The sequence below is a fragment of the Bradyrhizobium sp. Pa8 genome (assembly GCF_052588265.1).
Window position 1 is genome coordinate 4485508 of the sequence record NZ_CP176767.1, and the last position, 24214, is coordinate 4509721.

The window sequence follows — 24214 nt, forward strand, 5'->3', positions numbered from 1 at the left end:
GTGGGATTGTGTCCCACGTGCGGCGCGGGTACAGTTCAGACATGAATGCCAAGTCCGGGTCCAAAGCAGCGGCGCCGCAGCCGAATGCCGCCGCGAAGCTGCACGCGCCGCTGGCACGGCTGCTGCGCCCGCTCGTGCGGCTCTGCATTCGCAGCGGCATGACCTTTCCGGCATTGGCGCAATTGCTTCGCGAGCTGTTCGTCAACGTCGCCGAGCACGATTTTGCGCTGGAGGGGAAGGAGCAGACCGACAGCCGTGTCAGCCTGCTTACCGGGATCCATCGCAAGGAAGTGGCGCGGCTGCGCGGTGCCGGCGCGCCGGTGCACGAGGCGCCGGCCGCGGTGTCGCTGACGAGCGCCGTGATCGCGCGTTGGCTTGCTGCGCCCGAATTCACCGATGCGAAGGGCGAGCCGCTGGCGTTGCCGCGCACGGCCGAGGGCGATGCGCCGTCGTTCGAGCAGCTCGTCACCTCCGTCACCAAGGACGTGCGGCCGCGCGCGGTGCTCGACGAATGGGTCGACCGCAAGCTCGTCACCATCAACGATTCCGACGAGATCGAGCTGGTCGAGGCGGCCTTCGTCCCGAGCGGCGAGGACGACAGCAAATGGCACTATCTCGGCCGTAATCTGCACGACCATATCGCGGCCGCCGCGCAGAACGTCTCAGGCGCGGCGCCGCGCTTCCTCGAGCGCGCGGTGCACTACAACAACATCTCGCCCAAGCTGGCGCGGCGCCTCGAGGCACGCTCGCGCGAGCTCGCGATGGACGCGCTGAAGACCGCCAACCGCGAGGCCAATCGCGCGCTCGCCAAGGACAAGGGCGGTGACGCCCGCTGGAATTTCGGCATCTACATCTACAGCGAAGATGCAGATGGCGAGGCAGAGGCCAAAGAAGGCGGCAAGGAGGGTGGTTCTTCATGAGCCGGCCGCCGCTGATCTCCCGCCGTCTGCTGCTGACTGGATTTTGGCTCGCCGGCACGGCGATGGCCCACGCGCAGGTCAAGCGCGGCACCGATCAGGGCATCGGCGGCACCGGAATCAGGCGCGGTGACGACCACGGCATCGGCGGCACCGGTATCGTCGGCGTGATCCAGCGTTTTGGCAGCATCTACGTCAACGGCGAGCGCGTCACTTATGCGAGCGACGTGCCGGTCCGGATCGACGGCGAGGCCGCGAGCCCCAAGGCCCTGCGCATCGGCCAGCTTGCGCGCGTGGTCGCGACCCGTCAGGCCGACGGCACGCTCGTTACGCGCAACATCACGATCGCGAGCGAGGTCGCAGGTCCGATCGAAGCCGTGAAGGGCAACGAGCTGACGGTGCTCGGCCAGAAGATCGTCACAAGCGACAAGGAGAGCAAGCTCCGTGCGGGCACGCAGGTGGCCGTCTACGGCCTGCGCCGGACCGACGGCGTGATCGTCGCAAGCCTGATCGAGCCGCGGCGCGAGGCAACCGAGCGTGTCACCGGTCTCGTCGAGCGCGGGCCTGACGGCTTGCGAATTGGCGGGCTCAGGCTGAGCGGGGTCGATCCGCTGCTGGTTGGCCAGCGCGCCCAGATCGAGGGCCGTTCGAGCCAGGGCACAATGCAGGCCGCACGCACGCGCATCGACGACTTCTCGGATCTCGTCGGTGCAAGCCGCCTCTCGATCGAGGCCTATGTGCAGCGCGTGGGATCGAACCTCCAGCTCGGCTCCGGCTTCGTGGCTCGTGACGGTTCACGCTTCGGCCCGGCCGCCGGCGAGGCCCGCATGGTGGTCAACGGCGTGTTCGATCGCTCGCGCGGCTTCCAGGTGGAGTCGGCTCAGGCCATCGGCCAGGGGCCTGGAGCACCTCCATCCGGTGGCGGCAATCCCAATCGGTCGCCCGGCGGTTCGATCCTGCATCCGAACCGCGGCGCCACCACTCCGAGCGGCGGTCAGCCCGGCGCGCCCGGTGGCGGACCTGCGCCGGGATCTGGCCCAGGACCTGGCACAAGTGCAAATCCTGGCTCCGCGCCGACGGGCCCGAGCGGCCCGTCAGGCCCTGGCGGATTTGGTTCGCCCGGCGGCGGACCCATGGGACCCGGCGGTGGGATGGGCGGTGGCGGCTTCGGAGGTCCCGGAGGCGGGATGGGCGGCGGCCGGCGATAGGGCGCCGCCACGCTGAAAGCGCGTGGCGCGGGCTTATTAGCCCGCGCTGAGCCGCACGCCGGCGCGCAAAAACTTCTGCGGATCGACCGCTTCGCCATCGATGCGGGTTTCGTAATGGAGGTGCGGGCCGGTGGACCGGCCGGTCGAACCGACGAGACCGATGACCTGGCCGAGCTTCACGATCTCACCGACCTTGACGTTGATCTCGGAGAGATGGCCGTAACGGGTCGAGAGCCCGTTGCCGTGATCGACTTCGACCATGCGGCCGTAACCACCGGACCAGCCGGCTGAAACGACCTTGCCGTTGGCGGTGACGCGTGCGGGATCGCCGGTGGCGGCACGGAAGTCGAGCCCGGTATGCATCGCGGGCCGGCCGAGGAAGGGATCGCTGCGCACGCCGAAGCCGGAGGTGAATTCGACCTCGCCGATGACGGGCTTGCGGTAGGGCACCAGCGCCAGCGTGCGATTGAGCCGGTCCATTTCGGCGCGTGTGACATTGATGCGGTTGAGCTGCTTCTCGAACGGCCCGGCATTGGCCGTCAGCTTGACGGGCACGAAAGGACCGCCCATCGCGGAGCGCGGCACGGCGGCTTCGAGGCTGGCGAGATTGAGGCCGAGGTCGCTGACGACGCCGCGCATCCGGCGCATGCGTGAATCCATGCCTTCCTCGACGGCGCTGAGCGTCGCCATTTGGCGACGCTCGACCTGGTCGAGCGAGGTCGTGAGCCGGACCAGGACGTTGTCGAAACCCTGGTTCTTGGCGAATTGGCTGGTTGGCGGTGCCGCGACGGTCGGGGCGCGCGACTCAAGTCGCGCTTCGCGATCGGGCGGTGCCACGAAGATCACGGTGTCGCTGATCGGCGACGGCTTCGGCGTCCCCTGAGTCGCGCCCTGGTTCGAATCGCCGCGCTGCGGAGCCGTGCGGGGGATTGATCCGGTCACGTCGGGCATGGCCCCGAGCGCCGTGGCTCGGGACTCCAGCGCCGTCTGGCGCTTCATGATCTGGTCGAGCTTCTGGTCGAACTGTTCCTGGTCGAGCAGCTGCCGGCTGGTGGTGCGGTCGACCTTGGCACGGAGCTCGGCGATGCGGTCCTCGTAGGCGTACTGCATTTCGGCCTGGCGCGCGATCAGCCGGGTCAGGACGTCGTCGCGGAAGGCGAAATAGGTGGCGGTCGCGGCCGACCAGAGTCCGAGCAGCACGACGGTGCCGACCACGATCCAGAACACCACGGGTCCGAGGCGGACCTGCTTGCCGTGGTGCACGATGGTGTAGGCGTCGTCGGCGTCGGGAAGGGGGATCGCGACGGCTGCCGCTGCGGCTGCGGGGCGGCGATGGAAGGCCCGTCCGTGGTCGTGCGCGTGATGTTGGGGGTACTGCGAATATTGGGCAGAACTTTTCGACATCGGCACTCCCGCGCCGGTCGGATGAGTCCGTACGGCCTAATTGCCGCAGCAATCTGGGCCGGTCATGGTTAATTTTCCGGAAACGGAACCGCTCGAATTTAACGGATTGGTTAAAGGCCTCTTGCCGCTTCCAGCACCTCGTCGGCGTGGCCGTCGACGCGGACATTGCGCCAGACCCTGGCTACCTTGCCGTCGGCGCCAAGCAGTATCGTGGTGCGAAGAACTCCGAGGAAACTCTTGCCATACATGGACTTTTCGCCCCAGGCACCATACGCCTCCAGCATCTCGTGTTTCTCATCGGAGATGAGCGGCATGCCGAGGCCGTGCTTGTCGCGGAACTTCTCCTGCGCCCTTAACGGATCGGCGGAGATGCCGAGCAGGGCCGTGCCGGCGGCGCCGAAAGCGTCCGCCAGCCGCGTAAAATCGATCGCCTCACGGGTGCAGCCGGGCGTGTCGGCGCGGGGGTAGAAGAACAGGACGAGCTTCCGACCGGCATAGTCGGCGAGCGAGACCACATCGCCGCCGTCGCGGGGCAGCCGGAAGGCGGGCGCCTTCTGGCCCTCGGTCAGGGCCGGCTTCGTCTTCGCGGGCGCGGAGGCCGATTTGGAGGAATTTAACTGTTTCGATGCGGCCTTATGTGATCCTGCTTTTGCTACGGTCCTGGTTGATTTGCTCGCCGGCGTCCGCTGTGTTTTCGCGGACTTTGTTTGAGTCGTTGCCCGTTTGGTCGGGGTCTTCTTTTTAGCCGTTGCACTGCCGGAGGGCGTTTTGGACGATTTCTTTCGGGATTTCTTGGACATACGCCTTCCTTTCGTCGCTTTCGGCGGGTCAACCAAAGCGGTATTGCAGCTCTCGTCCGGTGTGCCGGAATCGCGCCCTCGTCTGGGCAAGTCTGGCGACGCCGGGGTATGGTTACAAGGAATTCCACGCACCACCCCACTGCTCGTTGAACGCGCTCCCGGGGCGAAATGACGAACAGCAGGAATATTAGAGGTATGGCGGCAATGCCGGCGCAGGGAGCTTCGCTTCCCGCGGACGGCTGCGGTCCCGGCGGCGCTCAATCCTACGATGGGCGCCTGTATCGAGAGGCAATGGCAAGGAATACGTCGCCCCAGGATTACAATCGGGATTTCGATCGGCGCGGCGGTCCACAGCAGCCGCAGGAATGGGACGACGCCGACTGGGATCCGGATCAGGAAGCAGCGGCGGGCCATCGGGCGCGCCGGCTGTTGTCGCGTTCCAATTCGGGCTTCCCTCGCTTCGGTGACGGATTTGCGTCATTGCGCCGCTGGCTGGCCGCCGATCGCTGGCTGAAGCGGCTGGCCATCGTGGTCGGGGCGCTCGCCGTCATTTTCGTCGGCTGTTTCGGCGCGCTGTGGTGGCGGCTTGGTGCCGGTCCCATCAATCTCGACATCGCGACGCCTTGGCTCGCTGCCGCCATCGAGGACAATATCGGCCACGGCAACACCGTGGAGGTCGGCGGCACCCAGATCGAGCGGGCCGGGCGGATCCGCATCGCCGTGCGCATCCGCGACATCGTCGTCCGCGACCACGATCACGTCATCGTCGCCACCGCACCGAAGGCCGAAGTGAAGCTGTCGGGGGCGGGTCTCCTGATGGGGCACCTGCGCGCCGAGAGCCTCAATCTCGTGGACGCGGAGCTTGCGATCCGGATCGCGCCCGACGGCACCGTCACCGTGTCAGCCGGTGACACCGCAAAGCCGCTGGCAACCGGCGTCGCCTCCAAGAAGGAAGCCGGCCTGCCGCCGACATTCCCGCGCAACGGTGTCCCGCCGCCGCCATTCGCCACCGGACCTGCAGGTCCGGACGCATCGCAGGCCGCTCCCCAGACGGCTGCCCCGAGTGGCATTCTTCAGGGCCTCGACTGGCTCGACAGTCTGAGCATGACTGGCCTCGACGGCCAGAATCTCAACGAGATCGGTCTGAAGAACGGCAATCTGATCGTCGACGATCAGCAGCGCGGCAGCAAGTGGAGCTTTGAGAACATCACGCTCAGCCTGCGCCGGCCGAGCCATGGCGGCGTCGCACTCAGCCTGGGCGAGGAGGGCGCGCACCCGTGGTCGCTGCGCGCCACGATCGGCCCTGCCGAGAATGGTGTGCGCTCGGTCGACATCCGCGCCGATAAGGTTTCCACCGCCAACATCCTGCTGGCGCTCCGGGTGAAGGACTTCACCTACACCGCCGACCTGCCGCTGACCGGCGAGCTCAAGGGCGAGCTCGGCCGCGACGGCGTGCCGACCTTCTTCCGCGGCAAGATCGCGGTCGGCGCGGGCAACATCATCGACACCGACACGCCAGATTATCCGATGGCGATCGACTCGGCCGAGATCAACGTCGAGTGGGATTCGAACCGGCGGGTATTGGTCGCTCCGTTCAAGATTCTCTCGGGCGCGAACCGCCTGACGCTTCTGGCCCATCTCGAGCCGCCCAACGGCACCACCAACGACTGGCAGCTTGGCTTCAGCGGCGGCTCGATCCTGCTGGGCGGAATCGACAACGAGCCCCCGCTGGTCTTCAACCGCATCGCCATCGGCTTCCGCTTCGATACCGACCACAAGCGCATGCTGCTGACGCAAGCCGATATCAGCAATGGCGAGATCGGCGTCGCCGGCACCGGTGCCATCGACTATTCGGGCGAGCCGCGGCTGACGCTGGGCTTTGCGGGAACGCCGATGTCGGCCTCCGCGCTCAAGCGGATGTGGCCGACGCTTGTCGTTCCCGAGTTGCGCGAATGGGTGATCGAGCGGATCGAGCGCGGCACGCTCCAGCGCATCGAGATCGGTGTCAATTCGCCGACGAAGAACCTCCCGCGCAAGGGCCCGCCCATTCCCGACGACGGCCTGTCTGTCAACATCGTCGCAAGTGGCGTCGCGGTCCGCCCCGTGGATGGCATGCCGGTGGTGCACGACGCCGATTTGAAGGCGCGTGTGACCGGGCGCACCGCGACCGTGAATATCGGGCAGGGCATTGCCGATACGCCGGCGGGCCGCAAGGTCACGATCTCCGACTTCGTCTTCGAGGTGCCGGATATGGCGCCCAAACCGTCGCCGTCGCGGACCAGGTTCCGCGTCGATGGCCCGGTGCCTGCTGCCGCCGAAATGCTCGCCAACGATCGCCTGAGCGATCTGTCGTCGACCGTCGTCGATCCCAACACCAGCAAGGGGACGTTCACGGCCAACATCCAGCTCGGCCTGCCGGTCAAGGGCGAGCTGACCAAGGCCGACACCACCTACGCCGTCACCGCCGATCTCAACGGCTTCTCAGCCGACAAGCTGGTGATGAACCAGAAGCTCGAGGCCAACAACCTCAAGATATCAGCGAGCAACCAGGGCTATCAGGTCAAGGGCGACGTCAAGATCAACGGGCAGGCGGCCTCGCTGGACTACCGCAAGCCGGCCGAGGGTGATGCAGACGTCAAATTGCAGACCACGCTGGACGATGCCAGCCGCGCGCGCCTGGGATTCGATCTGAGCCCCGCCGTCAGCGGATCGCTGCCGATCAAGCTGTCGGGCAAGATCGCCGGTGGTCCCGACCAGACGACGAAGCTCGGTGTCGAGGCGGACCTGACCTCGGTCAAGCTCGACAACATCCTGCCCGGCTGGGTCAAGCTGCCGGGCAAATCGGCCAAGGCCAGCTTCAAGGTGGTGCCGACAACGCAATCAACGCGTCTGGAGGACATCGTCGTCGAAGGCGGCGGCGCCTCGATCAAGGGCTCGCTTGAAGTCGATCCGAACGGCGACCTCATGAACGCGAACTTCCCGACCTACGCGCCGACCGATGGCGACAAGGCCTCGTTGAAGGTGGAGCGTGGCCAGGACGGGGTGGTACGCGGCACGATGCGCGGGGATGTGTTCGACGGCCGCGGTTTCCTGAAGTCGGCGATCTCAGGCAATTCCAAGGACGACGCCAAGAACAAGATGAAGAACGTCGATTTCGACATCGACTTGAAGCTCGGTGCCGTCGCGGGATTCAACGGCGAGGCGATGCGCAGCGTCGATGCCAAGATGTCGCGGCGCAACGGCACCGTCAAAGCCTTCACGCTGAACGGCAAGATTGGCCGCGACACGCCGGTGGCAGCCGATTTGCGCGGCGGCCGCGCCCAGGGCAATCGCGAGGTGATCTACCTCCAGACCAACGATGCCGGCGCGTTACTGCGCTTCACCGACACCTACACCAAGGCGATCGGCGGCCAGATGGTGGTGGCAATGGAGCCGCCGACGTCGGAGCCGAACACCACGCGCGAGGGCCTCATCAACGTCCGCGACTTCACGGTGAAGGGCGAGGCGCAGCTCGAACGCGTTGCCGCCGGCGCGCCCAACGGCACCGGGAACGGCGTCTCCTTCAGCGCGCTGCGCGCCGAGTTCACGCGTCAGAACGGCGCCCTGACGATCCGCGATGGCGTCGTCAAGGGTCCGATGATCGGCGCCACCATCGAGGGCTCGATCGACTATCCCGGCAACCAGGTGTGCATGAGCGGGACCTTCGTGCCGATGTATGGCGTCAACAACATCTTCGGCCAGATCCCGCTGTTCGGCATCTTCCTCGGCGGCGGCAACAATGAGGGATTGATCGGCGTGACCTATGAGGTCGTCGGCACGCCGGCCGCGCCCGTGATGCGCGTCAATCCGATCTCGGCGATGGCGCCGGGCCTGTTCCGCAAGATCTTCGAGTTCAACACCGGCAAGCAGAACTCGCCGTTCGAGGAATTCCCCTCGCAGTCGAACGACGGCTCGACCGGATCGACGCGTCAGCTGTCGAGCGGCTGCACCCTCGCGCGGCGGTAAGCTGGAAGCTCAGAACTCCGTCATGCCCGGGCTTGTCCCGCCTACGCGGCCGAAGCCGCTTCGGCGCGGCGAAGGCCCGGGCATCCACGCTCTTCGTGCAGGGCGGCCATAAAAACGTGGATGGCCGGGACAAGCCCGGCCATGACGCATGTGGAGGGATTGGCGTCGCGAAGCTTAGGCCGCGCGCACGCCCGCCAGGAAGGTGCCGACCTCGCCGGAGAGCTGCTCGGCCTGCTTGGAGAGATTGCTGGCCGCAGCGAGCACCATGCCGGCGGCGTTGCCGGTCTCGTTCGCTGCGGTGCTGACGCCGCCGATATTGGTGGTGACTTCCTTAGTCGCCTCCGCGGTCTGCGAGACGCTGCGGGCGATCTCGGCGGTGGCGGCGCCTTGCTCCTCGATGGCCGCGCCGATCGAGGTGGCGATGCGGCTGACTTCCTCGATGGTGGCGGTGATGCCGCCGATGGCGTCCACGGCCTCCTTGGTCGCGCCCTGGATCTGGGCGATCTTGTCGCCGATCTCGCGGGTGGCTTCCGCGGTCTGGCTGGCGAGCGACTTCACCTCGGAGGCGACGACGGCAAAGCCGCGGCCGGCTTCACCGGCGCGCGCGGCTTCGATGGTGGCGTTGAGCGCGAGCAGATTGGTCTGCGCCGCGATGCTGGAGATCAGCTCGGCGACATGCTCGATCTGCTGGGCGCCGTCCGAGAGCGCGCGCACGATGGTGTCGGTGCGGCGTGCGCTGTCGACGGCGCGGCCGGTCACTTCGGCGGATTGCGTGACCTGGCGGCTGATCTCGGTGATGGAGGAGGAGAGCTCTTCGGCGGCAGCCGCGACCGTCTGGACGCGCTGGCTGGCTTCGGTGGCGGCCGAGCCGACCACGGCGGCGCGGCGATTGGTGCCCTCGGCCGTTGACGACATCGACTTGGCGGTGGTCTCGAGCTCGCCGGAGCCCGAGGCCATCAGGCCGACGAGCTGGCCGACCGAGGCATCGAAGCGGTCGGCGAGCGAGATCAGCGCGTCACGCTTCTCCTGCTCGCTGCGTGTCTTGGCGGCGACCTGCTCGGCCTCCAGGTTGCGCGCCGTCAAAGCGGTCTGCCTGAGCACTTCGAGGGTCTCGGCCATGCGGCCGATCTCGTCACCGCGGCCGGTCTCCTCGACCGGCTTGTCGATGGCACCGTCGGCAATCTCCTGCATGCGGGTCTTCTGGCGATCGAGCGCGCCGAGCACGTCGTGGGCGATCAGCCACGACAACGTCGCCATCAGCAGCATCAGGCCGAGGCCGACCGCGGCAAGCTCGAGCGTCAGCGCGCGCACATCGGCGTCGATGTCGTCGACATAGAGGCCATAGCTGATCGTCGCGTTCCAGGGGGCGAACTTGCGCGCGAACACGGTCTTGCGCACCGCTTCGGTCTGGCCGGGGCGGGGATAGAGATAGGAGGCTACGCCGCCGCCATTCTGTTCGCCGGCCTTGAGGATCGCGTCGGCAATGAGGACACCGTTGGCGTCGATCGCGCCGGTGATCTTGCCTTCGAGCTGCTGGTTGGCGCCGTTGACGAGGAGGGACGTGTCGGCGTTGTAGACGACCGGATAGCCCTGGTTGCCGTTGAAGGTCATGCGCCGTCCGCGCATGTGGAACTGGGCCTTGGCCTCGGCCTGCGTCAGCTTGCCGGCGGTGACGTCGTCCTGGACCGACTGGGCGAGATTGTAGAGCATGTCGACCGCGGTCTTCATCTGCTGGACCCGGTCCTCCATCATGCGGCTCTTGCTGAGGAAGGCCGATACCGCGATGATGGCCGTGACTGTGAGAGCCGCAAGGCAGACCATGCTGGTAAGCTTGGTGCGGATCTTCAGGTGGCTCAGCAGCTTCATCGCAGCCTCTACGAAATGGTTGTTATTGCTCGCATCGGTAGCATGAAGTTCTTACCAATCATGAACATAGGCATGAGGCCGCCGGCCGCGCGCGTGACAGTTCGCAGCCTGATGCGTAACCGTGCAGGCAAAGCGACATGCGTCCGCGCACGTCAGCGCGTATGCAGGAGAAGATCGATCCCGGACCTTGGTGGTCATCGAGCCTGGCGGGAGCGGCAATGAACCGATTCGTTCACCGCCTCATCATGTCCGCGCTGCTCGTCGCGGCCCTCGTCCTGATCTGGAACGTGCTGGGCTCGCGGTAGATGACACCGGCAAAGCTGCCGGTGCCATCCGTGACTTGCGCGTCAATTGCGCGCGTCAGCGTCGCGCAAATGCGCCGCCGGTCGAGGCGCGTTCGTTGCCCATCGCCGCATCGACGCTGATCGGGCCGCCGCCGGCCGCCGAGAGATAGAGGCAGGCGAAGCAGAACAGGATGGCGAGCGTGCCGTTGTTGAGCAACGGCAGGAGCACCGGCGTCTCGCCCTTGAGCATATGTCCCATGAAGTAGGCGAAGGCCATTTCACCGGAGAGGATGAAAGCGGCGAGGCGGGTGAACAGGCCGAGGATCAACAGCGCGCCAAGCACCAGTTCAAGCGTCCCGGCCGCGCCGTAAAGCGACATCAATTCGACTTTCGCGAACATCGGCAAAGGCGGAAACTTGAACAGCTTGGCTACGCCGAATTGAAACAGCAGCAGGCCGGTGATGAAGCGGAACAGGCTCAGGAGAACCGGTTCAAAGCGAGTGAGATAGGGAAAGTTCATTGGTTTGTGCCCTCCATCCAATGGGCGACTTGGACCGTATTCAGTTCGGCCTCGCAAGCCACCCGGGGTCAATTCGGCGCTGACATTTTTGTCATGTGGACAAAATATCGCAGTTCGTCCCTTAACTCCGGTTGCGCCCGAGGGTTTCGCACGCGGTGCAGCGTGTGTCGCCCGTAATTTCCCGGTGACGCAGAGGGATGCAGGTTACGTCGGGGAGACCTACTGCCGCAAGGCGGGGACAATCAGAAATGGAATCATTCCGAGGATCACGCTCGCAAGTGCGAAGACGAGCAGGAGGTTGTAGCCCTGCGTGAAGTCGTGGATGAGGCCGCCGCTCCATGAGCCGAACGCCGAACCCAATCCGCTGCCGATCGAGATGGTGCCGAAGATCGTGCCGACGCGCTTGCCGCGAAAAATCTTCATGGCGGTCGCTGTGATCAGCGGGCCGCGCGAGCCCATCATGCTGCCGAAGCAGACGACGAAGCCGGTCAGCAGGATGATGTTCGGATAATACTGCAAGAGCCAGAGCAGGAAGATGCCGATGATCGAGATCGCGTAGCTGAGCAGCACCGAGGGCCGGCGCCCGATCAGCCCGTCGAGCGCGGATACGCCGAGCATGCCGAACACCAGCACCACGCCCGAAAAACCCCAGGCGGTCGCGGCCTGGAGCGGCGGAAAGCCGGCGTCGATGAGGTAGGCCACGATCTGCGCGGCGATCGAATACATGCCGACCGCGGTGAAGAAGAAGGTCGAGAACAGCGCCCAGAAAGCGTGGTGGCGCATCGCGCTCACGAGCGTCCAGCCGTTGTCGATGAAATCAGGATCGGTCTTCTTGGTGATATGCGGCGAGCCGATCGCGAACATGCGCCAGGGCAGAAGCAGCAGCGGCACGAGCAAGCCGAGCGCAGCAAAGCCGTATACCTGATAGGCTTCACGCCAGCCGAGATGATCGATCAAAAGCTGTGAGGTCGGGAGCAGCGCCAGCACGCCGCCACCCATCGCCGAATAGACCACAGCCATCGCGGTCGGCAGCCGTGGCCCGAACCAGCGGCCGAGCAGGATCGAGTTCGGCACAATGCCGATGAAGGCGACGCCAATGCCGACGCAGAGGCCGATCGAGAGCTGAAATTGCCAGAGCGCCTGCGCATGCGCCGCGATCAGGAAGGCCGAGCCGAGCAGGAAAAGCCCGAGTGCGTAGACGATGCGCGGTCCGGAATGGTCGAACAGGCGCCCGACCAGTGGCGCGGTCAGTCCGCTGATCAGCCAGGTCAGTGAGTAGATCGAGACGACCTGCGCACGGTCCCAGCCAAAGTTTTCGGAGATCGGCTTGAGGAAGACGGTGAAGCTCTCGCTGAGGCCGCGGCCGAGGACAGCGAGCGTGAAGCACAGCCCGAGCACGACGAGTGCGGTGCGCACCGCATCTCGCTGCGTGCGTCCGGCCTGTTCCCGCGAAGCTCCCCTGGGCGTGTTCTGATCCATTGCCGGTCAGGGAGCGCGCTTCGGCGCGCCCTGACAAGCATCAAAAGCTCATACGCCTATGCAGGCCGGATGAGGACGTGCTTCTTCTTGCCGAAGGACAGCTTGATCACGCCCTCGGGCGTCAGATCGGCCGCCGACAGCGCCATCTTCTCGTCGCTGACGGACTCGTCGTTGACGCGCAGACCGCCGCCCTTGATCTGGCGCCGAGCCTCGCCATTGGAGGCAACCAAGCCTGCCTTGACGAAGGCGTTGAGCACGCCGAGGCCGGCGTCCAGCTCGCCGCGCGGAATTTCCACCGTCGGCAGACTTTCGGCCAGCGCGCCTTCCTCGAAGGTGCGGCGCGCGGTTTCAGCGGCCTGGTTTGCTGCGTCGCGTCCGTGCAAGAGCGCGGTCGCCTCGGTCGCAAGCACCTTCTTGGCCTCGTTGATCTCCGAGCCGCCGAGCGCCTCGAGTTTCCTGATCTCGCCCATCGGCAGCGTCGTGAACAGTTTCAGGAATTTGCCGACGTCGGCGTCCTCGGTGTTGCGCCAGTATTGCCAGAAGTCATAGGGCGAGAACTGGTCGGCGTTGAGCCAGACCGCGCCCTGCGCGGTCTTGCCCATCTTGGCGCCGGACGCCGTGGTCAGCAGCGGTGTCGTCAGCGCGAACAGCTGGTGGGTGCCCATGCGGCGGCCGAGATCGACGCCCATGATGATGTTGCCCCATTGGTCCGAGCCGCCCATCTGCAATTTGCAACCGGTGCGCTTGGCGAGCTCGACGAAGTCGTAGGCCTGGCAGACCATGTAGTTGAACTCGATGAAGCTCATCTCCTGCTCGCGCTCGAGGCGCAGCCGCACGGAGTCCATGGTCAGCATGCGGTTGACCGAGAAATGCCGGCCGACATCGCGCAGCATTTCGATCCAGTTGAGCTTGGTCAGCCACTCCGCATTGTCGAGCATGACGGCGTCGCTCTTGCCGTCGCCGTAGCGCAGCACCTTTGCGAACACGCCGCGGATCGATTCCTTGTTCGCCTCGATCTCGGCGACGGTGCGCATCGCGCGCGTCTCGTCCTTGCCGGAGGGATCGCCGACCATGGTGGTGCCGCCGCCCATCAGCGTGATCGGCTTGTTGCCGGATTGCTGCAGCCAGTGCAGCATCATCATGGTCAGGTAGTTGCCGATGTGGAGCGAGCGGGCGGTGCAATCGTAGCCGACATAGGTGGTCGCTTCGCCCTTGACGGCGAGCGCGTCCAGCCCCTCGAAATCGGAGCACTGGTGGATGAATCCACGTTCCTGCAGGGTGTTGAGAAAATCCGATTTAAATGCAGTCATCTGTCGGCGTGCCTGACAATTCTTGGTTTACTGTTTCGGGTGCAATTTAAGGGTCTTCCGTGGGAACTCGATTGCCACCCGCCACTTTGCCTGTGGCATTATAAGATGTGTCCCTCTGGCACAAGATCGGCATGCCGGAGGGGGTCTCTTGAGGACGCTGATCCATGATGTTGACGGCACTCGGTTTGATGAGCGGCACCTCGCTGGACGGGGTGGATGTCGCGCTGATCGAAACCGACGGAAAGCAAGTGAAGGCGTTCGGGCCGTCCGGCTACCGGGCCTATAGCCCGGCGGAGCGCAATCTGCTGCGCCAGGCGCTGAGCGAGGCCGTGCACCTGCCGCGACGCGACGCCCGCCCGGGCGTTCTGGCCGAGGCCGAGCGCGCGGTGACGCTGGCCCATGCCGAGGCCGTGGCCGCCTTCATCGCCCAGAACCGGATGAAGCCGGAGGACATCGACATCGTCGGCTTCCACGGCCAGACGGTGCTGCATCGCCCCGAGAAGCGGCTGACGGTCCAGATCGGCGATGCGCCGGCGCTCGCCAGGGCGATCCATATCCCCGTGATGCACGACTTCCGCGCCGCCGACGTCGAGGCCGGCGGGCAGGGCGCGCCGTTCGTGCCGGTCTACCACCGGGCGCTCGTCCATTCGCTGGAGCGCGAAGGACCGATCGTCGTCGTCAATATCGGCGGCGTCTCCAACATCACCTATATCGACGGCAACGACACGCTAATCGCCTGCGACACCGGACCGGGCAACGCGCTGCTCGACGATTTCATGTATCGCACCATGAACCAGGCCTTCGATGCGGAGGGAAAGTTCGCAGCGCTCGGCAAGGCGGACGAAGCCTGGATCGCGCGGGCACTGGACCTGCCGTTCTTCGCGGCTCCGCCGCCGAAATCGCTCGACCGCAACGACTTTGCCGCGCTGAAGCTCGGCGACGTCCCGCCGGCCGACGGCGCCGCGACGCTGACCGCCTTCACCGCGGCGGCGATCGCCCGGATCATCTCGCTCCTGCCGCGGCGGCCGCGGAGCTGGATCGTCTGCGGTGGCGGCGCCCGCAACCTCACCATGCTGCGGATGCTGCGCGAACGGGTGGGTTCGGCCACCGTCGAGGCCGCCGAGACGCTCGGCTGGGCCTCCGACGCCATCGAGGCGCAGGCCTTCGGCTTCCTGGCCGCCCGCGGCCTCAAGGGGCTGCCGCTGTCCTACCCCGCCACCACCGGCGTGCCGATGCCGATGACGGGCGGAGTGATGGCGCGGCCGTGAGGTCCAGGCCTTGAGATCAAAGGCCGGTTGATGCAAATGCATCGATCTTGACGTGTGGATGCATTTGCATCTATATTGGATGCAGTTGCATCAAACCGCCGGGATCATTGCCATGACCGCTTCACTGAAACTCATCAGCCACAAGCTTTGCCCGTATGTGCAGCGCGCCGTGATCGCGCTCAACGAGAAGGGCGTGCCCTTCGAACGGATCGACATCGATCTCGCCAACAAGCCCGACTGGTTTCTGAAACTCTCGCCGCTCGGCAAGGTGCCTGTGCTGGTGGTCGCGACCGAGAAGGGCGAGGTCGCGCTGTTCGAGAGCAACGTGATCTGCGAATACATCGAGGAGACGCAGGCAGGCCTCAAGCTGCATCCGGCGGATCCGTTGAAGCGCGCCGAGCATCGCGCCTGGATGGAGTTCGGCTCGGCGACCCTCGGTGACCTCTGGGGTCTGGAGACCACGACCGATCCGGCGACGTTCGAAAGCAAGCGCCAGGCGGTTGCGGCGAAATTCGCGCGCGTGGAGGCAGCACTCGGTGCAGGGCCTTACTTCGCGGGCGAGGCGTTCAGCCTCGTGGATGCGGTGTTCGCCCCGATCTTCCGCTATTTCGACCTGTTCGACGAACTGACCGAGCACGGCATCTTCCGCGATCTGCCGAAGGTCCGCGCGTGGCGAGCCGAGCTTGCGAGACGTCCGAGCGTGCGCACCGCGGTCGGCGCGGACTATCCGCAATTGCTGCGTGCCTTCCTGGTACGCCACGACGCGCATCTGCTGAAGCTCGCGGCCTGAGCGCACGCCAATGTCGCAATCCATGGCCTGGCTGATGCTGGTGATCGCCGGTGCGCTCGATGTCGGCTGGGCGATCTCGATGAAATATGCGGAAGGCTACACGCGCGCAGGCTGGAGCATCGCCTCGCTGGTGCTGCTTGCCGCCTTCGTCTTCCTGCTCGGACGCGCTTTGCAGGTGCTGGAGGTCGGCGTCGCCTATTCGGTGTGGACCGGCATCGGCGCGGCCGGCACCTTCCTGCTGGGCGTCGTGCTGTTCGGCGAGACCTTGAGTGCGATGAAGCTTGCCGGCATCGCGCTCGTGCTGATAGGGATCGCCGCGCTCAAGCTGGCCTAGATCTCCGCGGCCATCTTCGCGAGCGTTGCGACGGTATTCATGTTGCGCGCGGTGCCGGTCTTGGCGGCGGGGATGACGAGATTCGACGTCCCCATGCCGTTGCCATAGTGCACGTAAATCTCGCGGCGGCCGAGGCGGAGCTCTTCGTTTTTCTGGCCGCGGATGCTGGTAAGCGCGTCTTCAGGAGGCGCCCTGTCGAGAAAGATCGCGACGGTGCGGTTGGGCGCAGCCTTTGGAAAAGGATTGTCGGCCGAGACTTGCGCCATCTCGGCGGCGCTACGCACGAGCACCCCGACCGGCGCGCCGGCGTAGGCGTGCAGGCGCTTTTCGAGGGCGGTCTTGATTGCAGCTTCCGACTTGCGGCTCGTGAAGACGACGTTGCCGCTCGCAATATAGGTGCGCACAGCGGCGAAGCCGAGCTCCTCGCACATGGCCTTGAGCTCGCTCATCGGCAGCTTGCCGGTGCCGCCGACATTGACGGCACGCAGCAAGGCGACGAAGGAGCCCATTTGAGGCCTTAGCGCACGTTGGCCAGGCGCATGTCGAGATAGGCCGTGATGGTTTCCATCAGCGGCTCGAGCTTGGCGTCGAAGAAGTGATTGGCGCCGGGGATGACCTGCTGGTCGATCACGATGCCCTTCTGCGTCTTCAGCTTCTCGACCAGCGTGTTGACGTCCTTGGGCGGCACCACCGCATCCTTCTCGCCATGCACGATCAGGCCCGACGAGGGGCAGGGCGCGAGGAACGAGAAGTCGTAGAGATTGGCGGGCGGCGCGATCGAGATGAAGCCCTCGACCTCGGGACGGCGCATCAACAGCTGCATGCCGATCCAGGCGCCAAAAGAGAAGCCGGCGACCCAGCAGGCGCGTGCTTCGGGATTGATGGTCTGCGCCCAGTCGAGCGCGGCGGCCGCATCCGACAATTCGCCGGTGCCGTGGTCGAACGAGCCCTGGCTGCGGCCGACGCCGCGGAAGTTGAAGCGCAGCACCGAGAAGCCGCGATGCGCGAAGGCGTAGTAACACTGGTACACGATCTGATGGTTCATCGTGCCGTGGAACTGCGGATGCGGATGCAGGATCATCGCGATCGGCGCGTTCTTCTGCTTGGCCGGGTGATAGCGGCCTTCGAGACGGCCAGCAGGGCCGGTGAAAATGACTTCAGGCATGATGATCTCTTGATTGATCCCTTGAAGACGCTCTTCAGCAATCAACCGATTGTGCGGACTTCATCGACTGCTGTGCCGATCAAACCGCGAATGGAAGAGTGGAGCGGCGCCCTCGGATGGTGCGCGAGCGGCGCGCGGTGAACTGACGCGGGCGTTCTAACATGAGGCGAGGGTCAAAAAGCAAGCATCTTGAACATCCCGCAATGGGCTCAAGATGTTAGCGTGTCATGGCGGCGTCATTGCGCGGTGGGGGATTCGGAATCGAGTTGCCAAGCGCTCCACGGGGGCCCATGTCGGGCTCTAGGAGGGCACACCAGCCCGATCCATGGAGTAATATAATACCTCATGCCGAGCCGTGTCTATCTCGACTGGAATGCGACCACGCCGCTGCGCGCCGAGGCGCGGACCGCGATGCTTGCAGCCTGGGAGCTGGTCGGCAATCCGTCCTCGGTTCATGCCGAGGGGCGCGAGGCGCGCCGGCTGGTCGAGGAAGCCCGCGCCACGCTCGCAGCGGCCGTCGGTGCATTGCCAAGGAACGTCGTCTTCACCTCAGCCGGAACCGAGGCCAATGCGCTGGCGCTGTCGCCCGGTCTGCGAGGGCCGTCCGGCGGCCCTGTCGAGCGCCTGTTGGTCTCGGCTGTGGAGCATGCCTCGGTGCTGTCAGGCGGTCGGTTCCCAGCGGACAAGGTCAACCAGATCCCGGTCACACGCGCCGGCATCATCGACCTCGACCGTCTGAAGGCGTTGCTCGGTGACGGCCCGCCGGCGCTGGTCTCCATCATGGCTGCGAACAACGAGACCGGCGCAATTCAGCCGATCGCAGAAGCCGCAGGGATCGTCCACGAGGCGGGGGGGCTCCTGCACGTCGATGCGATCCAGGCGCTAGGGAAAATCCCGTTCGATATCAAGGCTATGGACGCAGACCTTGCGACCTTTTCCGCGCACAAGATCGGCGGCCCCAAGGGCGTCGGCGCGCTGGTCCTGGCGGAGGGGATCGCTGGACTGGAACCCGTGCTGCGGGGCGGCGGACAGGAGCTGAGCCGCCGCGCGGGAACCGAGAATGTCGCTGGCATCGCCGGCTTCGGGGCAGCGGTGAGAGCTGCCCTTGAGGCTCTGCCAGAGGATACGGAGCGAATGGCAACCCTCAGAGATTCCTTGGAAAATGGTATCCGCGGGATTGCCGGGGCGATGATCTTCTCGGATGACATCAAGCGGTTGCCGAATACCATCCTTTTCACGGCCCCCGGCCTGAAGGCCGAAACCGCCGTGATCGGCTTCGATCTCGAAGGCGTGGCTGTGTCCTCGGGCTCAGCCTGTTCATCAGGCAAAGTGCAGCCGTCTCACGTGCTGTCGGCGATGGGGTATGATGCCACCGTTGCCCAGGGAGCGGTGCGTCTCAGTCTGGGCTGGTCCACGGAACCAGATGACATCAACAGGGCGTTAGAGGCTTGGCGAAAGCTTGGTAATACCCTACTTAGAGTCTAAGCGACGAAACACGGCTTGAACGGTTCTAAGCACGTGCTTTCTGCCGAAAAACATCGTAATACTCGTCCAAGTTTGTGATCCACCGCGGTCCTTGAAACCGCGAGCGGAGGATAGAATGCCAGCCGTGCAAGAGACGGTCGAGCGCGTGAAGCGCATCGACGTCGATCAGTATCGTTATGGGTTTGAAACCCTGATCGAGTCCGACAAGGCCCCCAAGGGATTGTCGGAAGAGACCGTCAAGTTCATCTCCGAGAAGAAGAACGAACCCGCCTGGATGCTCCAGTGGCGGCTCGAGGCCTATCGGCGTTGGCTGACCATGACCGAGCCGACCTGGGCGCGCGTCGACTATCCCAAGATCGACTTCCAGGACCTCTATTATTACGCGGCACCGAAGCCGAAGAAGACGGTCACCTCGCTCGACGAGATCGATCCGGAGATTCTCAAGACCTACGAGAAGCTCGGCATTCCCTTGCGGGAAGTCGCCATGCTCGAAGGCGTCGAGCCGAAGCCCGGAGAGGAAGATCCGGCCCGGCGCAAGATCGCGGTCGATGCTGTCTTCGATTCGGTCTCTGTTGCGACCACGTTCAAGGCCGAGCTGAAGAAGGCCGGCGTGATCTTCATGCCGATTTCGGAGGCGATCCGCGAGCATCCCGAGCTGGTGCAGAAATATCTGGGCTCGGTGGTTCCGACCTCGGACAATTTCTACGCGACGCTGAACTCGGCGGTGTTCTCCGACGGCTCGTTCGTCTACGTGCCGCCGGGCGTGCGCTGCCCGATGGAGCTGTCGACCTATTTCCGCATCAACGAGCGCAACACCGGCCAGTTCGAGCGCACGCTGATCATCGCCGACAAGGGCTCCTACGTCTCCTATCTCGAAGGCTGCACCGCGCCGCAGCGCGACGAGAACCAGCTGCACGCGGCCGTGGTCGAGCTCGTCGCGCATGACGATGCCGAGATCAAATATTCGACGGTCCAGAACTGGTACCCCGGCAATTCGGAAGGCAAGGGCGGCATCTACAATTTCGTCACCAAGCGTGGCGACTGCCGCGGCAACAATTCCAAGATCTCCTGGACCCAGGTCGAAACCGGTTCGGCGATCACCTGGAAGTATCCGAGCTGCATCCTGCGCGGCGACAATTCGCGCGGTGAGTTCTACTCGATCGCGATCTCGAACGGCTTCCAGCAGGTCGATTCGGGCACCAAGATGATCCATCTCGGCAAGAACACGTCGAGCCGGATCATCTCCAAGGGCATCGCCGCCGGCAAGTCGCAGAACACTTATCGCGGTCTGGTCACCGCGCACCGGAAAGCGACCGGCGCGCGTAATTTCACCGCCTGCGATTCCCTGTTGATCGGCGACAAATGCGGCGCGCACACCGTGCCGTATATCGAGGCCAAGAACTCCTCGGCGACGTTCGAGCACGAGGCCACGACCTCGAAGATCTCCGAGGACGTGCTGTTCTACTGCATCCAGCGCGGCCTCAGCCAGGAAGAAGCTGTCGGCCTCGTCGTCAACGGTTTCGTCAAGGACGTGCTTCAGCAACTGCCGATGGAATTCGCGGTGGAAGCGCAGAAGCTGATCTCGATCTCGCTTGAAGGGTCGGTCGGCTAATCGCCGACCCTCGCGGTGCGCTACGGCGCTCCATGCATCATTTGAATAGACTGGACACCAAGATGGCTTTGCTTGAAGTGAAGGATTTGAAGGTTCGTGTCGAGGAGCGTGAGATCCTCCACGGGCTGACGCTGACCGTGAACGAGGGCGAGGTTCACGCGATCATGGGGCCGAACGGCTCCGGCAAATCGACGCTCTCTCACGTCATCGCCGGCAAGCCCGGCTATGAAGTTACTGACGGCCAGATCCTGTTCAAGGGCGAGGACCTTCTGGAGATGGACCCCAACGAGCGCGCCGCGAAGGGTGTGTTCCTGGCGTTCCAGTATCCGGTCGAGATTCCCGGCGTCGCCACCATGACCTTCCTGCGCACCGCACTGAACGCGCAGCGCAAGGCGCGCGGCGAGAGCGAATATTCGACCCCGGACTTCCTGAGGAAGGTCCGCGAGGTCTCGAAGTCGCTGAACATCCCGCAGGACATGCTCAAGCGCGGCGTCAATGTCGGCTTCTCCGGCGGCGAGAAGAAGCGCAACGAGGTGCTGCAGATGGCGCTGTTCGAGCCGAGCCTGTGCATCCTCGACGAGATGGATTCGGGCCTCGACATCGACGCGCTGCGCATTGCGGCCGACGGCGTCAACGCGCTGCGCTCGCCCAAGCGCGCGATGGTCGTCATCACCCATTATCAGCGGCTGCTGAACTACATCGTGCCCGATGTCGTGCACGTGATGTCGAAGGGCCGTGTCGTGAAGAGCGGCGGCAAGGACTTGGCGCTGGAGCTGGAAGCGTCTGGTTACGCCCAGTTCGAGGATGCCGCGTAAGGAATTTTAGGATGAACGTTGCTGTGGCAAAGACCGGAAACGGCCGCGCGGTGAGCGATCTCTTCGCCAGCGCCGAAGGCCGCCTGCCGGGTTCGCCTTCTGTGATCACTGTACGCCGCGAGGCGTTCGAGGCCTATGAGCGTCTCGGCCTGCCGCATCGCCGGATCGAGGAATGGAAATATACCGATCTGCGTGCGCTGGTCGGCGAGGTGCTGCCGCTTGCAGCCAGCCCCGATGCGGCCGCGTTGAAGCGTGCCGCGGATGCCGTCAAGGCGCACGCGATCGCCGGTGCTCGCAAGCTGGTGCTGGTCGACGGCGTGTTCGCGGCCGATCTGTCCGACGTCAAGGCGCTTGCCTCTGAGGCGGGCCTCAAGACCCTGCGGGAAGCGCTGGAGAAGGACGCCGGTCTCCTGAAGACCGCGGCCACCGATGCCGTGATCGCACTGAATGCGGCGCTGGCAACCGACGGTGTCGTGCTGTCGATCGCCGACGGCGCGCAGCTGTCCGCGCCGATCCAGATCATCCACATCGCGACCGCTTCGTCAGCGTCGGCTTTCAGCCGTTCACAGATCGCGGTCGGGAACGGCGCTCGCGCCAACATCATCGAGAGCTTTGTGGCGGCCGGCGCCAAGGCCTACCAGGTCAACGACGCCGTCATCATCTCGGTCGGCGACAATGCCGACGTCGCGCATATCCGCCTGTTGGACGATGCGCCCGACGCAGTGAACGTGACCTCGCAATTCGTCACGGTCGGCGCGAACACGAAGCTCAATTTCTTCAACATGACGACTGGCGCTGCCGTCAGCCGCCTCCAGGGCTTCATCACGCTGGCAGGCGAGGGCAGCGATCTCTCCATCAACGGCGTGAACCTGCTCCAGAAGACCGAGCACGGCGACACCACGCTGGTGGTCGATCATGCCGTGCCGAACTGCGTCAGCCGCGAGGTCTTCCGCGCGGTGATCGACGATCGCGCCCATTCGGTGTTCCAGGGCCGCATCATCGTCCGTCCCGATGCGCAGAAGACCGACGGCAAGATGATGACCCGGGCGCTGCTGCTCTCGGACGAAGCCGAGGCCGACAACAAGCCGGAGCTCGAGATCTTCGCCGATGACGTCTCCTGCGGCCACGGCGCCACTGCCGGCGCGCTCGACGACAGCCTGCTGTTCTATCTGAAGGCGCGCGGTCTGCCGGAGAAGCAGGCCCAGGCGCTGCTGATCCAGGCATTCGTGGGCGAAGCGATCGAGCAGATCGCCGATGACGGCTTGCGCGAACACGTGATCGGCATCGCCGAGCGCTGGCTGGAGCGGCGCCAATGAGCACACATCCCGCAGTCAAGAACGGAGCCTACGACGTCGCGCGCGTGCGCCAGGACTTTCCGGCGCTCGCCATGCAGGTCTACGGCAGGCCGCTGGTCTATCTCGACAACGCCGCCTCGGCGCAGAAGCCGAGCGCCGTGCTCGACCGCATGACGCAGGCCTATACGAGCGAATACGCCAACGTGCATCGCGGCCTGCATTACCTCGCCAACGCCGCGACGGAAGCCTATGAGGGCGGCCGCACCAAGGTTGCACAGTTCATCAACGCGCCGCGAACCGAGGAAGTGATCTTCACCCGCAACGCGACGGAGGCGATCAATCTGGTCGCGTCGTCCTGGGGCGGGCCGAACGTTGGGGAAGGCGACGAGATCGTCATCTCGATCATGGAGCACCACTCCAACATCGTGCCGTGGCACTTCCTCAGGGAACGCCAGGGCGCGGTGATCAAGTGGGCGCCGGTCGATGACGAGGGTAACTTCCTCATCGACGAGTTCGAGAAGCTGCTGACCGCGAAGACCAAGCTGGTCGCGATCACACAGATGTCGAACGCGCTCGGCACCATTGTCCCGATCAAGGACGTTGTGAAGATCGCGCATGCGCGCGGCATTCCGGTGCTGGTCGACGGCAGCCAGGGTGCGGTGCATCTGCCTGTCGACGTCCAGGATCTCGGTTGCGATTTCTACGTCTTTACCGGCCACAAGGTCTACGGGCCGACCGGCATCGGCATCCTCTGGGCCAAGTACGATCACCTCGTCGCGATGCGTCCCTATAACGGCGGCGGCGAGATGATCCGCGAGGTCTCGCGCGACATCGTCACCTATGGCGATCCCCCCCACAAGTTCGAGGCAGGCACGCCCGCGATCGTCGAGGCCGTGGGCCTTGGCGCGGCCATCGAGTACGTCAATTCGATCGGCAAGGAGCGCATCGCCGCCCACGAGCACGATCTCACCACCTATGCCCAGGACCGGCTGCGCGAGATCAACTCGCTGCGGCTGATCGGAACCGCCCGGGGCAAGGGCCCGGTGATCTCCTTCGAGCTCAAGGGCGCTCACGCCCACGACGTCGCCACCGTGATCGACCGCCAGGGCATCGCCGTGCGCGCCGGCACCCATTGCGTGATGCCGCTTTTAGAGCGGTTCAACGTGACCGCCACCTGCCGGGCGTCGTTCGGCATGTATAATACGCGGGAAGAAGTCGACCATCTGGCACAGGCGCTGTTGAAGGCGCGGGATTTGTTCGCATGAGTGACACGGCCGAAGTCAAAGCCAATCCGATGGAGACCCAGTCGGCGCTGCCGCCTGAGGAGACCGAGCGTCTCACCACCGAGATCATCGCGGGCCTCAAGACCGTGTTCGATCCGGAGATCCCGGCCGACATCTACGAGCTCGGCCTGATCTACAAGGTCGAGATCAAGGACGACCGCTCGGTCGACGTCCAGATGACGCTGACGACGCCGAACTGCCCGGCCGCCGGCGAGCTGCCGACCATGGTCGAGAACGCGGTCGCCAGCGTCCCCGGCGTCGGCGTGGTCGACGTCAAGGTCGTCTGGGAGCCGCCGTGGTCGCCGGAACGCATGAGCGACGAGGCCCGCCTCGTGCTCAACATGTGGTGACGGTCTCAGCTCGCATTGAATTCG

21 protein-coding genes are annotated in these 24214 nt (G+C 65.0%); 13 read left to right on the top strand and 8 right to left on the bottom strand.

Annotated elements, in window-relative coordinates; translation table 11 throughout:
* The first annotated feature begins 41 nt into the window (after positions 1 to 41).
* Together ACKWRH_RS20315 and ACKWRH_RS20320 are read left to right on the top strand one after the other, a co-directional pair.
* Positions 42 to 920, top strand: coding sequence for a DUF6502 family protein (locus ACKWRH_RS20315; protein WP_445222042.1), 879 nt, complete (start codon positions 42 to 44; stop codon positions 918 to 920).
* Positions 917 to 2125 (top strand): DUF5666 domain-containing protein, encoded by a 1209-nt coding sequence (locus ACKWRH_RS20320; protein WP_445222043.1) that lies wholly within the window; start codon positions 917 to 919, stop codon positions 2123 to 2125. Before ACKWRH_RS20315 ends, ACKWRH_RS20320 begins: the two co-directional genes overlap by 4 nt.
* Before the next feature lie 36 nt (positions 2126 to 2161).
* On the opposite strand, the gene ACKWRH_RS20325 is transcribed toward ACKWRH_RS20320, so the two are convergent.
* The gene (locus ACKWRH_RS20325; RefSeq protein WP_445222044.1) at positions 2162 to 3529 is read right to left on the bottom strand and encodes a peptidoglycan DD-metalloendopeptidase family protein; all 1368 of its coding nucleotides are present in this window, start codon (positions 3527 to 3529) and stop codon (positions 2162 to 2164) included.
* Between the two features lie 110 nt (positions 3530 to 3639).
* Positions 3640 to 4329 (bottom strand): redoxin domain-containing protein, encoded by a 690-nt coding sequence (locus ACKWRH_RS20330; RefSeq protein WP_445222447.1) that lies wholly within the window; start codon positions 4327 to 4329, stop codon positions 3640 to 3642.
* Between the two features lie 204 nt (positions 4330 to 4533).
* Here ACKWRH_RS20330 and ACKWRH_RS20335 point away from each other — a divergent pair, with 204 nt between their 5' ends.
* The gene (locus tag ACKWRH_RS20335; RefSeq protein WP_445222448.1) at positions 4534 to 8334 is read left to right on the top strand and encodes a YhdP family protein; all 3801 of its coding nucleotides are present in this window, start codon (positions 4534 to 4536) and stop codon (positions 8332 to 8334) included.
* A gap of 174 nt (positions 8335 to 8508) precedes the next feature.
* On the opposite strand, the gene ACKWRH_RS20340 is transcribed toward ACKWRH_RS20335, so the two are convergent.
* Complete coding sequence (locus ACKWRH_RS20340; RefSeq protein ID WP_445222045.1) at positions 8509 to 10200, bottom strand: methyl-accepting chemotaxis protein; 1692 nt, start codon at positions 10198 to 10200, stop codon at positions 8509 to 8511.
* Positions 10201 to 10337: 137 nt separating this feature from the next.
* Between ACKWRH_RS20340 and ACKWRH_RS20345 the strand changes: the two genes are divergently transcribed.
* A complete protein-coding gene (locus ACKWRH_RS20345) occupies positions 10338 to 10505 on the top strand; it encodes a hypothetical protein (protein WP_445222046.1) in 168 nt (55 codons plus the stop codon).
* 55 nt (positions 10506 to 10560) lie between these two features.
* Here ACKWRH_RS20345 and ACKWRH_RS20350 read toward each other — a convergent pair whose 3' ends face one another.
* The 3 genes from ACKWRH_RS20350 to tyrS all read right to left on the bottom strand — a co-directional run bounded on the left by ACKWRH_RS20350 (position 10561) and on the right by tyrS (position 13793).
* Complete coding sequence (locus ACKWRH_RS20350) at positions 10561 to 11004, bottom strand: DoxX family protein (protein WP_445222047.1); 444 nt, start codon at positions 11002 to 11004, stop codon at positions 10561 to 10563.
* A 219-nt stretch (positions 11005 to 11223) separates the two neighbouring features.
* Entirely contained in the window at positions 11224 to 12483 is a 1260-nt protein-coding gene (locus ACKWRH_RS20355) for an MFS transporter (RefSeq protein ID WP_445222048.1), read from the bottom strand.
* A 56-nt stretch (positions 12484 to 12539) separates the two neighbouring features.
* Positions 12540 to 13793 carry a tyrosine--tRNA ligase gene (gene tyrS / locus ACKWRH_RS20360; protein WP_445222049.1) on the bottom strand — a complete coding sequence of 418 codons (1254 nt, stop codon included), beginning with the start codon at positions 13791 to 13793 and terminating at the stop codon, positions 12540 to 12542.
* 164 nt (positions 13794 to 13957) lie between these two features.
* On the opposite strand from tyrS, the gene ACKWRH_RS20365 reads away from it, so the two are divergent.
* From ACKWRH_RS20365 to ACKWRH_RS20375, 3 genes are all read left to right on the top strand, one after another.
* The gene (locus ACKWRH_RS20365; protein ID WP_445222050.1) at positions 13958 to 15061 is read left to right on the top strand and encodes an anhydro-N-acetylmuramic acid kinase; all 1104 of its coding nucleotides are present in this window, start codon (positions 13958 to 13960) and stop codon (positions 15059 to 15061) included.
* Between the two features lie 112 nt (positions 15062 to 15173).
* Entirely contained in the window at positions 15174 to 15851 is a 678-nt protein-coding gene (locus ACKWRH_RS20370) for a glutathione S-transferase family protein (protein WP_445222051.1), read from the top strand.
* Positions 15852 to 15861: 10 nt separating this feature from the next.
* Positions 15862 to 16185, top strand: a complete 324-nt coding sequence (locus ACKWRH_RS20375; RefSeq protein WP_208086618.1) for a DMT family transporter — start codon at positions 15862 to 15864, stop codon at positions 16183 to 16185.
* On the opposite strand, the gene ACKWRH_RS20380 is transcribed toward ACKWRH_RS20375, so the two are convergent.
* Both ACKWRH_RS20380 and ACKWRH_RS20385 read right to left on the bottom strand, forming a co-directional pair.
* A complete protein-coding gene (locus ACKWRH_RS20380; RefSeq protein WP_445222052.1) occupies positions 16182 to 16694 on the bottom strand; it encodes a DUF1697 domain-containing protein in 513 nt (170 codons plus the stop codon). The genes ACKWRH_RS20375 and ACKWRH_RS20380 overlap by 4 nt on opposite strands.
* 8 nt (positions 16695 to 16702) lie before the next feature.
* Positions 16703 to 17350 (bottom strand): alpha/beta hydrolase, encoded by a 648-nt coding sequence (locus ACKWRH_RS20385; RefSeq protein WP_014495555.1) that lies wholly within the window; start codon positions 17348 to 17350, stop codon positions 16703 to 16705.
* 345 nt (positions 17351 to 17695) lie between these two features.
* On the opposite strand from ACKWRH_RS20385, the gene ACKWRH_RS20390 reads away from it, so the two are divergent.
* The 6 genes from ACKWRH_RS20390 to ACKWRH_RS20415 all read left to right on the top strand — a co-directional run bounded on the left by ACKWRH_RS20390 (position 17696) and on the right by ACKWRH_RS20415 (position 24190).
* Positions 17696 to 18835: a cysteine desulfurase family protein gene (locus ACKWRH_RS20390; protein ID WP_445222053.1), complete on the top strand. Its 1140-nt coding sequence runs from the start codon at positions 17696 to 17698 to the stop codon at positions 18833 to 18835.
* A 115-nt stretch (positions 18836 to 18950) separates the two neighbouring features.
* The gene (sufB, locus tag ACKWRH_RS20395) at positions 18951 to 20447 is read left to right on the top strand and encodes a Fe-S cluster assembly protein SufB (protein WP_014495553.1); all 1497 of its coding nucleotides are present in this window, start codon (positions 18951 to 18953) and stop codon (positions 20445 to 20447) included.
* Positions 20448 to 20509: 62 nt separating this feature from the next.
* Complete coding sequence (gene sufC, locus ACKWRH_RS20400) at positions 20510 to 21262, top strand: Fe-S cluster assembly ATPase SufC (protein ID WP_028161255.1); 753 nt, start codon at positions 20510 to 20512, stop codon at positions 21260 to 21262.
* Positions 21263 to 21273: 11 nt separating this feature from the next.
* Positions 21274 to 22578 (top strand): Fe-S cluster assembly protein SufD, encoded by a 1305-nt coding sequence (gene sufD / locus ACKWRH_RS20405; protein WP_445222054.1) that lies wholly within the window; start codon positions 21274 to 21276, stop codon positions 22576 to 22578.
* Positions 22575 to 23822 (top strand): cysteine desulfurase, encoded by a 1248-nt coding sequence (locus ACKWRH_RS20410; protein ID WP_445222055.1) that lies wholly within the window; start codon positions 22575 to 22577, stop codon positions 23820 to 23822. The genes sufD and ACKWRH_RS20410 overlap by 4 nt, the downstream gene beginning before the upstream one ends.
* The gene (locus ACKWRH_RS20415) at positions 23819 to 24190 is read left to right on the top strand and encodes an SUF system Fe-S cluster assembly protein (RefSeq protein WP_014495549.1); all 372 of its coding nucleotides are present in this window, start codon (positions 23819 to 23821) and stop codon (positions 24188 to 24190) included. The genes ACKWRH_RS20410 and ACKWRH_RS20415 overlap by 4 nt, the downstream gene beginning before the upstream one ends.
* Positions 24191 to 24214: the final 24 nt, after the last annotated feature.

What these genes read in the sequence shown, in the direction of transcription:
- ACKWRH_RS20355 (WP_445222048.1), bottom strand. Translation starts at nt 12,483, where the DNA reads ATGGATCAGAACACGCCCAGGGGAGCTTCGCGGGAACAGGCCGGACGC.
- ACKWRH_RS20415 (WP_014495549.1), top strand. Translation starts at nt 23,819, where the DNA reads ATGAGTGACACGGCCGAAGTCAAAGCCAATCCGATGGAGACCCAGTCG.
- ACKWRH_RS20365 (WP_445222050.1), top strand. Translation starts at nt 13,958, where the DNA reads ATGATGTTGACGGCACTCGGTTTGATGAGCGGCACCTCGCTGGACGGG.
- ACKWRH_RS20330 (WP_445222447.1), bottom strand. Translation starts at nt 4,329, where the DNA reads ATGTCCAAGAAATCCCGAAAGAAATCGTCCAAAACGCCCTCCGGCAGT.
- tyrS (WP_445222049.1), bottom strand. Translation starts at nt 13,793, where the DNA reads ATGACTGCATTTAAATCGGATTTTCTCAACACCCTGCAGGAACGTGGA.
- ACKWRH_RS20335 (WP_445222448.1), top strand. Translation starts at nt 4,534, where the DNA reads ATGCCGGCGCAGGGAGCTTCGCTTCCCGCGGACGGCTGCGGTCCCGGC.
- ACKWRH_RS20385 (WP_014495555.1), bottom strand. Translation starts at nt 17,350, where the DNA reads ATGCCTGAAGTCATTTTCACCGGCCCTGCTGGCCGTCTCGAAGGCCGC.
- ACKWRH_RS20390 (WP_445222053.1), top strand. Translation starts at nt 17,696, where the DNA reads ATGCCGAGCCGTGTCTATCTCGACTGGAATGCGACCACGCCGCTGCGC.
- sufB (WP_014495553.1), top strand. Translation starts at nt 18,951, where the DNA reads ATGCCAGCCGTGCAAGAGACGGTCGAGCGCGTGAAGCGCATCGACGTC.
- ACKWRH_RS20315 (WP_445222042.1), top strand. Translation starts at nt 42, where the DNA reads ATGAATGCCAAGTCCGGGTCCAAAGCAGCGGCGCCGCAGCCGAATGCC.
- ACKWRH_RS20340 (WP_445222045.1), bottom strand. Translation starts at nt 10,200, where the DNA reads ATGAAGCTGCTGAGCCACCTGAAGATCCGCACCAAGCTTACCAGCATG.
- ACKWRH_RS20350 (WP_445222047.1), bottom strand. Translation starts at nt 11,004, where the DNA reads ATGAACTTTCCCTATCTCACTCGCTTTGAACCGGTTCTCCTGAGCCTG.
- ACKWRH_RS20325 (WP_445222044.1), bottom strand. Translation starts at nt 3,529, where the DNA reads ATGTCGAAAAGTTCTGCCCAATATTCGCAGTACCCCCAACATCACGCG.
- ACKWRH_RS20320 (WP_445222043.1), top strand. Translation starts at nt 917, where the DNA reads ATGAGCCGGCCGCCGCTGATCTCCCGCCGTCTGCTGCTGACTGGATTT.
- ACKWRH_RS20375 (WP_208086618.1), top strand. Translation starts at nt 15,862, where the DNA reads ATGTCGCAATCCATGGCCTGGCTGATGCTGGTGATCGCCGGTGCGCTC.
- ACKWRH_RS20410 (WP_445222055.1), top strand. Translation starts at nt 22,575, where the DNA reads ATGAGCACACATCCCGCAGTCAAGAACGGAGCCTACGACGTCGCGCGC.
- ACKWRH_RS20380 (WP_445222052.1), bottom strand. Translation starts at nt 16,694, where the DNA reads ATGGGCTCCTTCGTCGCCTTGCTGCGTGCCGTCAATGTCGGCGGCACC.
- ACKWRH_RS20370 (WP_445222051.1), top strand. Translation starts at nt 15,174, where the DNA reads ATGACCGCTTCACTGAAACTCATCAGCCACAAGCTTTGCCCGTATGTG.
- ACKWRH_RS20345 (WP_445222046.1), top strand. Translation starts at nt 10,338, where the DNA reads ATGCGTCCGCGCACGTCAGCGCGTATGCAGGAGAAGATCGATCCCGGA.
- sufC (WP_028161255.1), top strand. Translation starts at nt 20,510, where the DNA reads ATGGCTTTGCTTGAAGTGAAGGATTTGAAGGTTCGTGTCGAGGAGCGT.
- sufD (WP_445222054.1), top strand. Translation starts at nt 21,274, where the DNA reads ATGAACGTTGCTGTGGCAAAGACCGGAAACGGCCGCGCGGTGAGCGAT.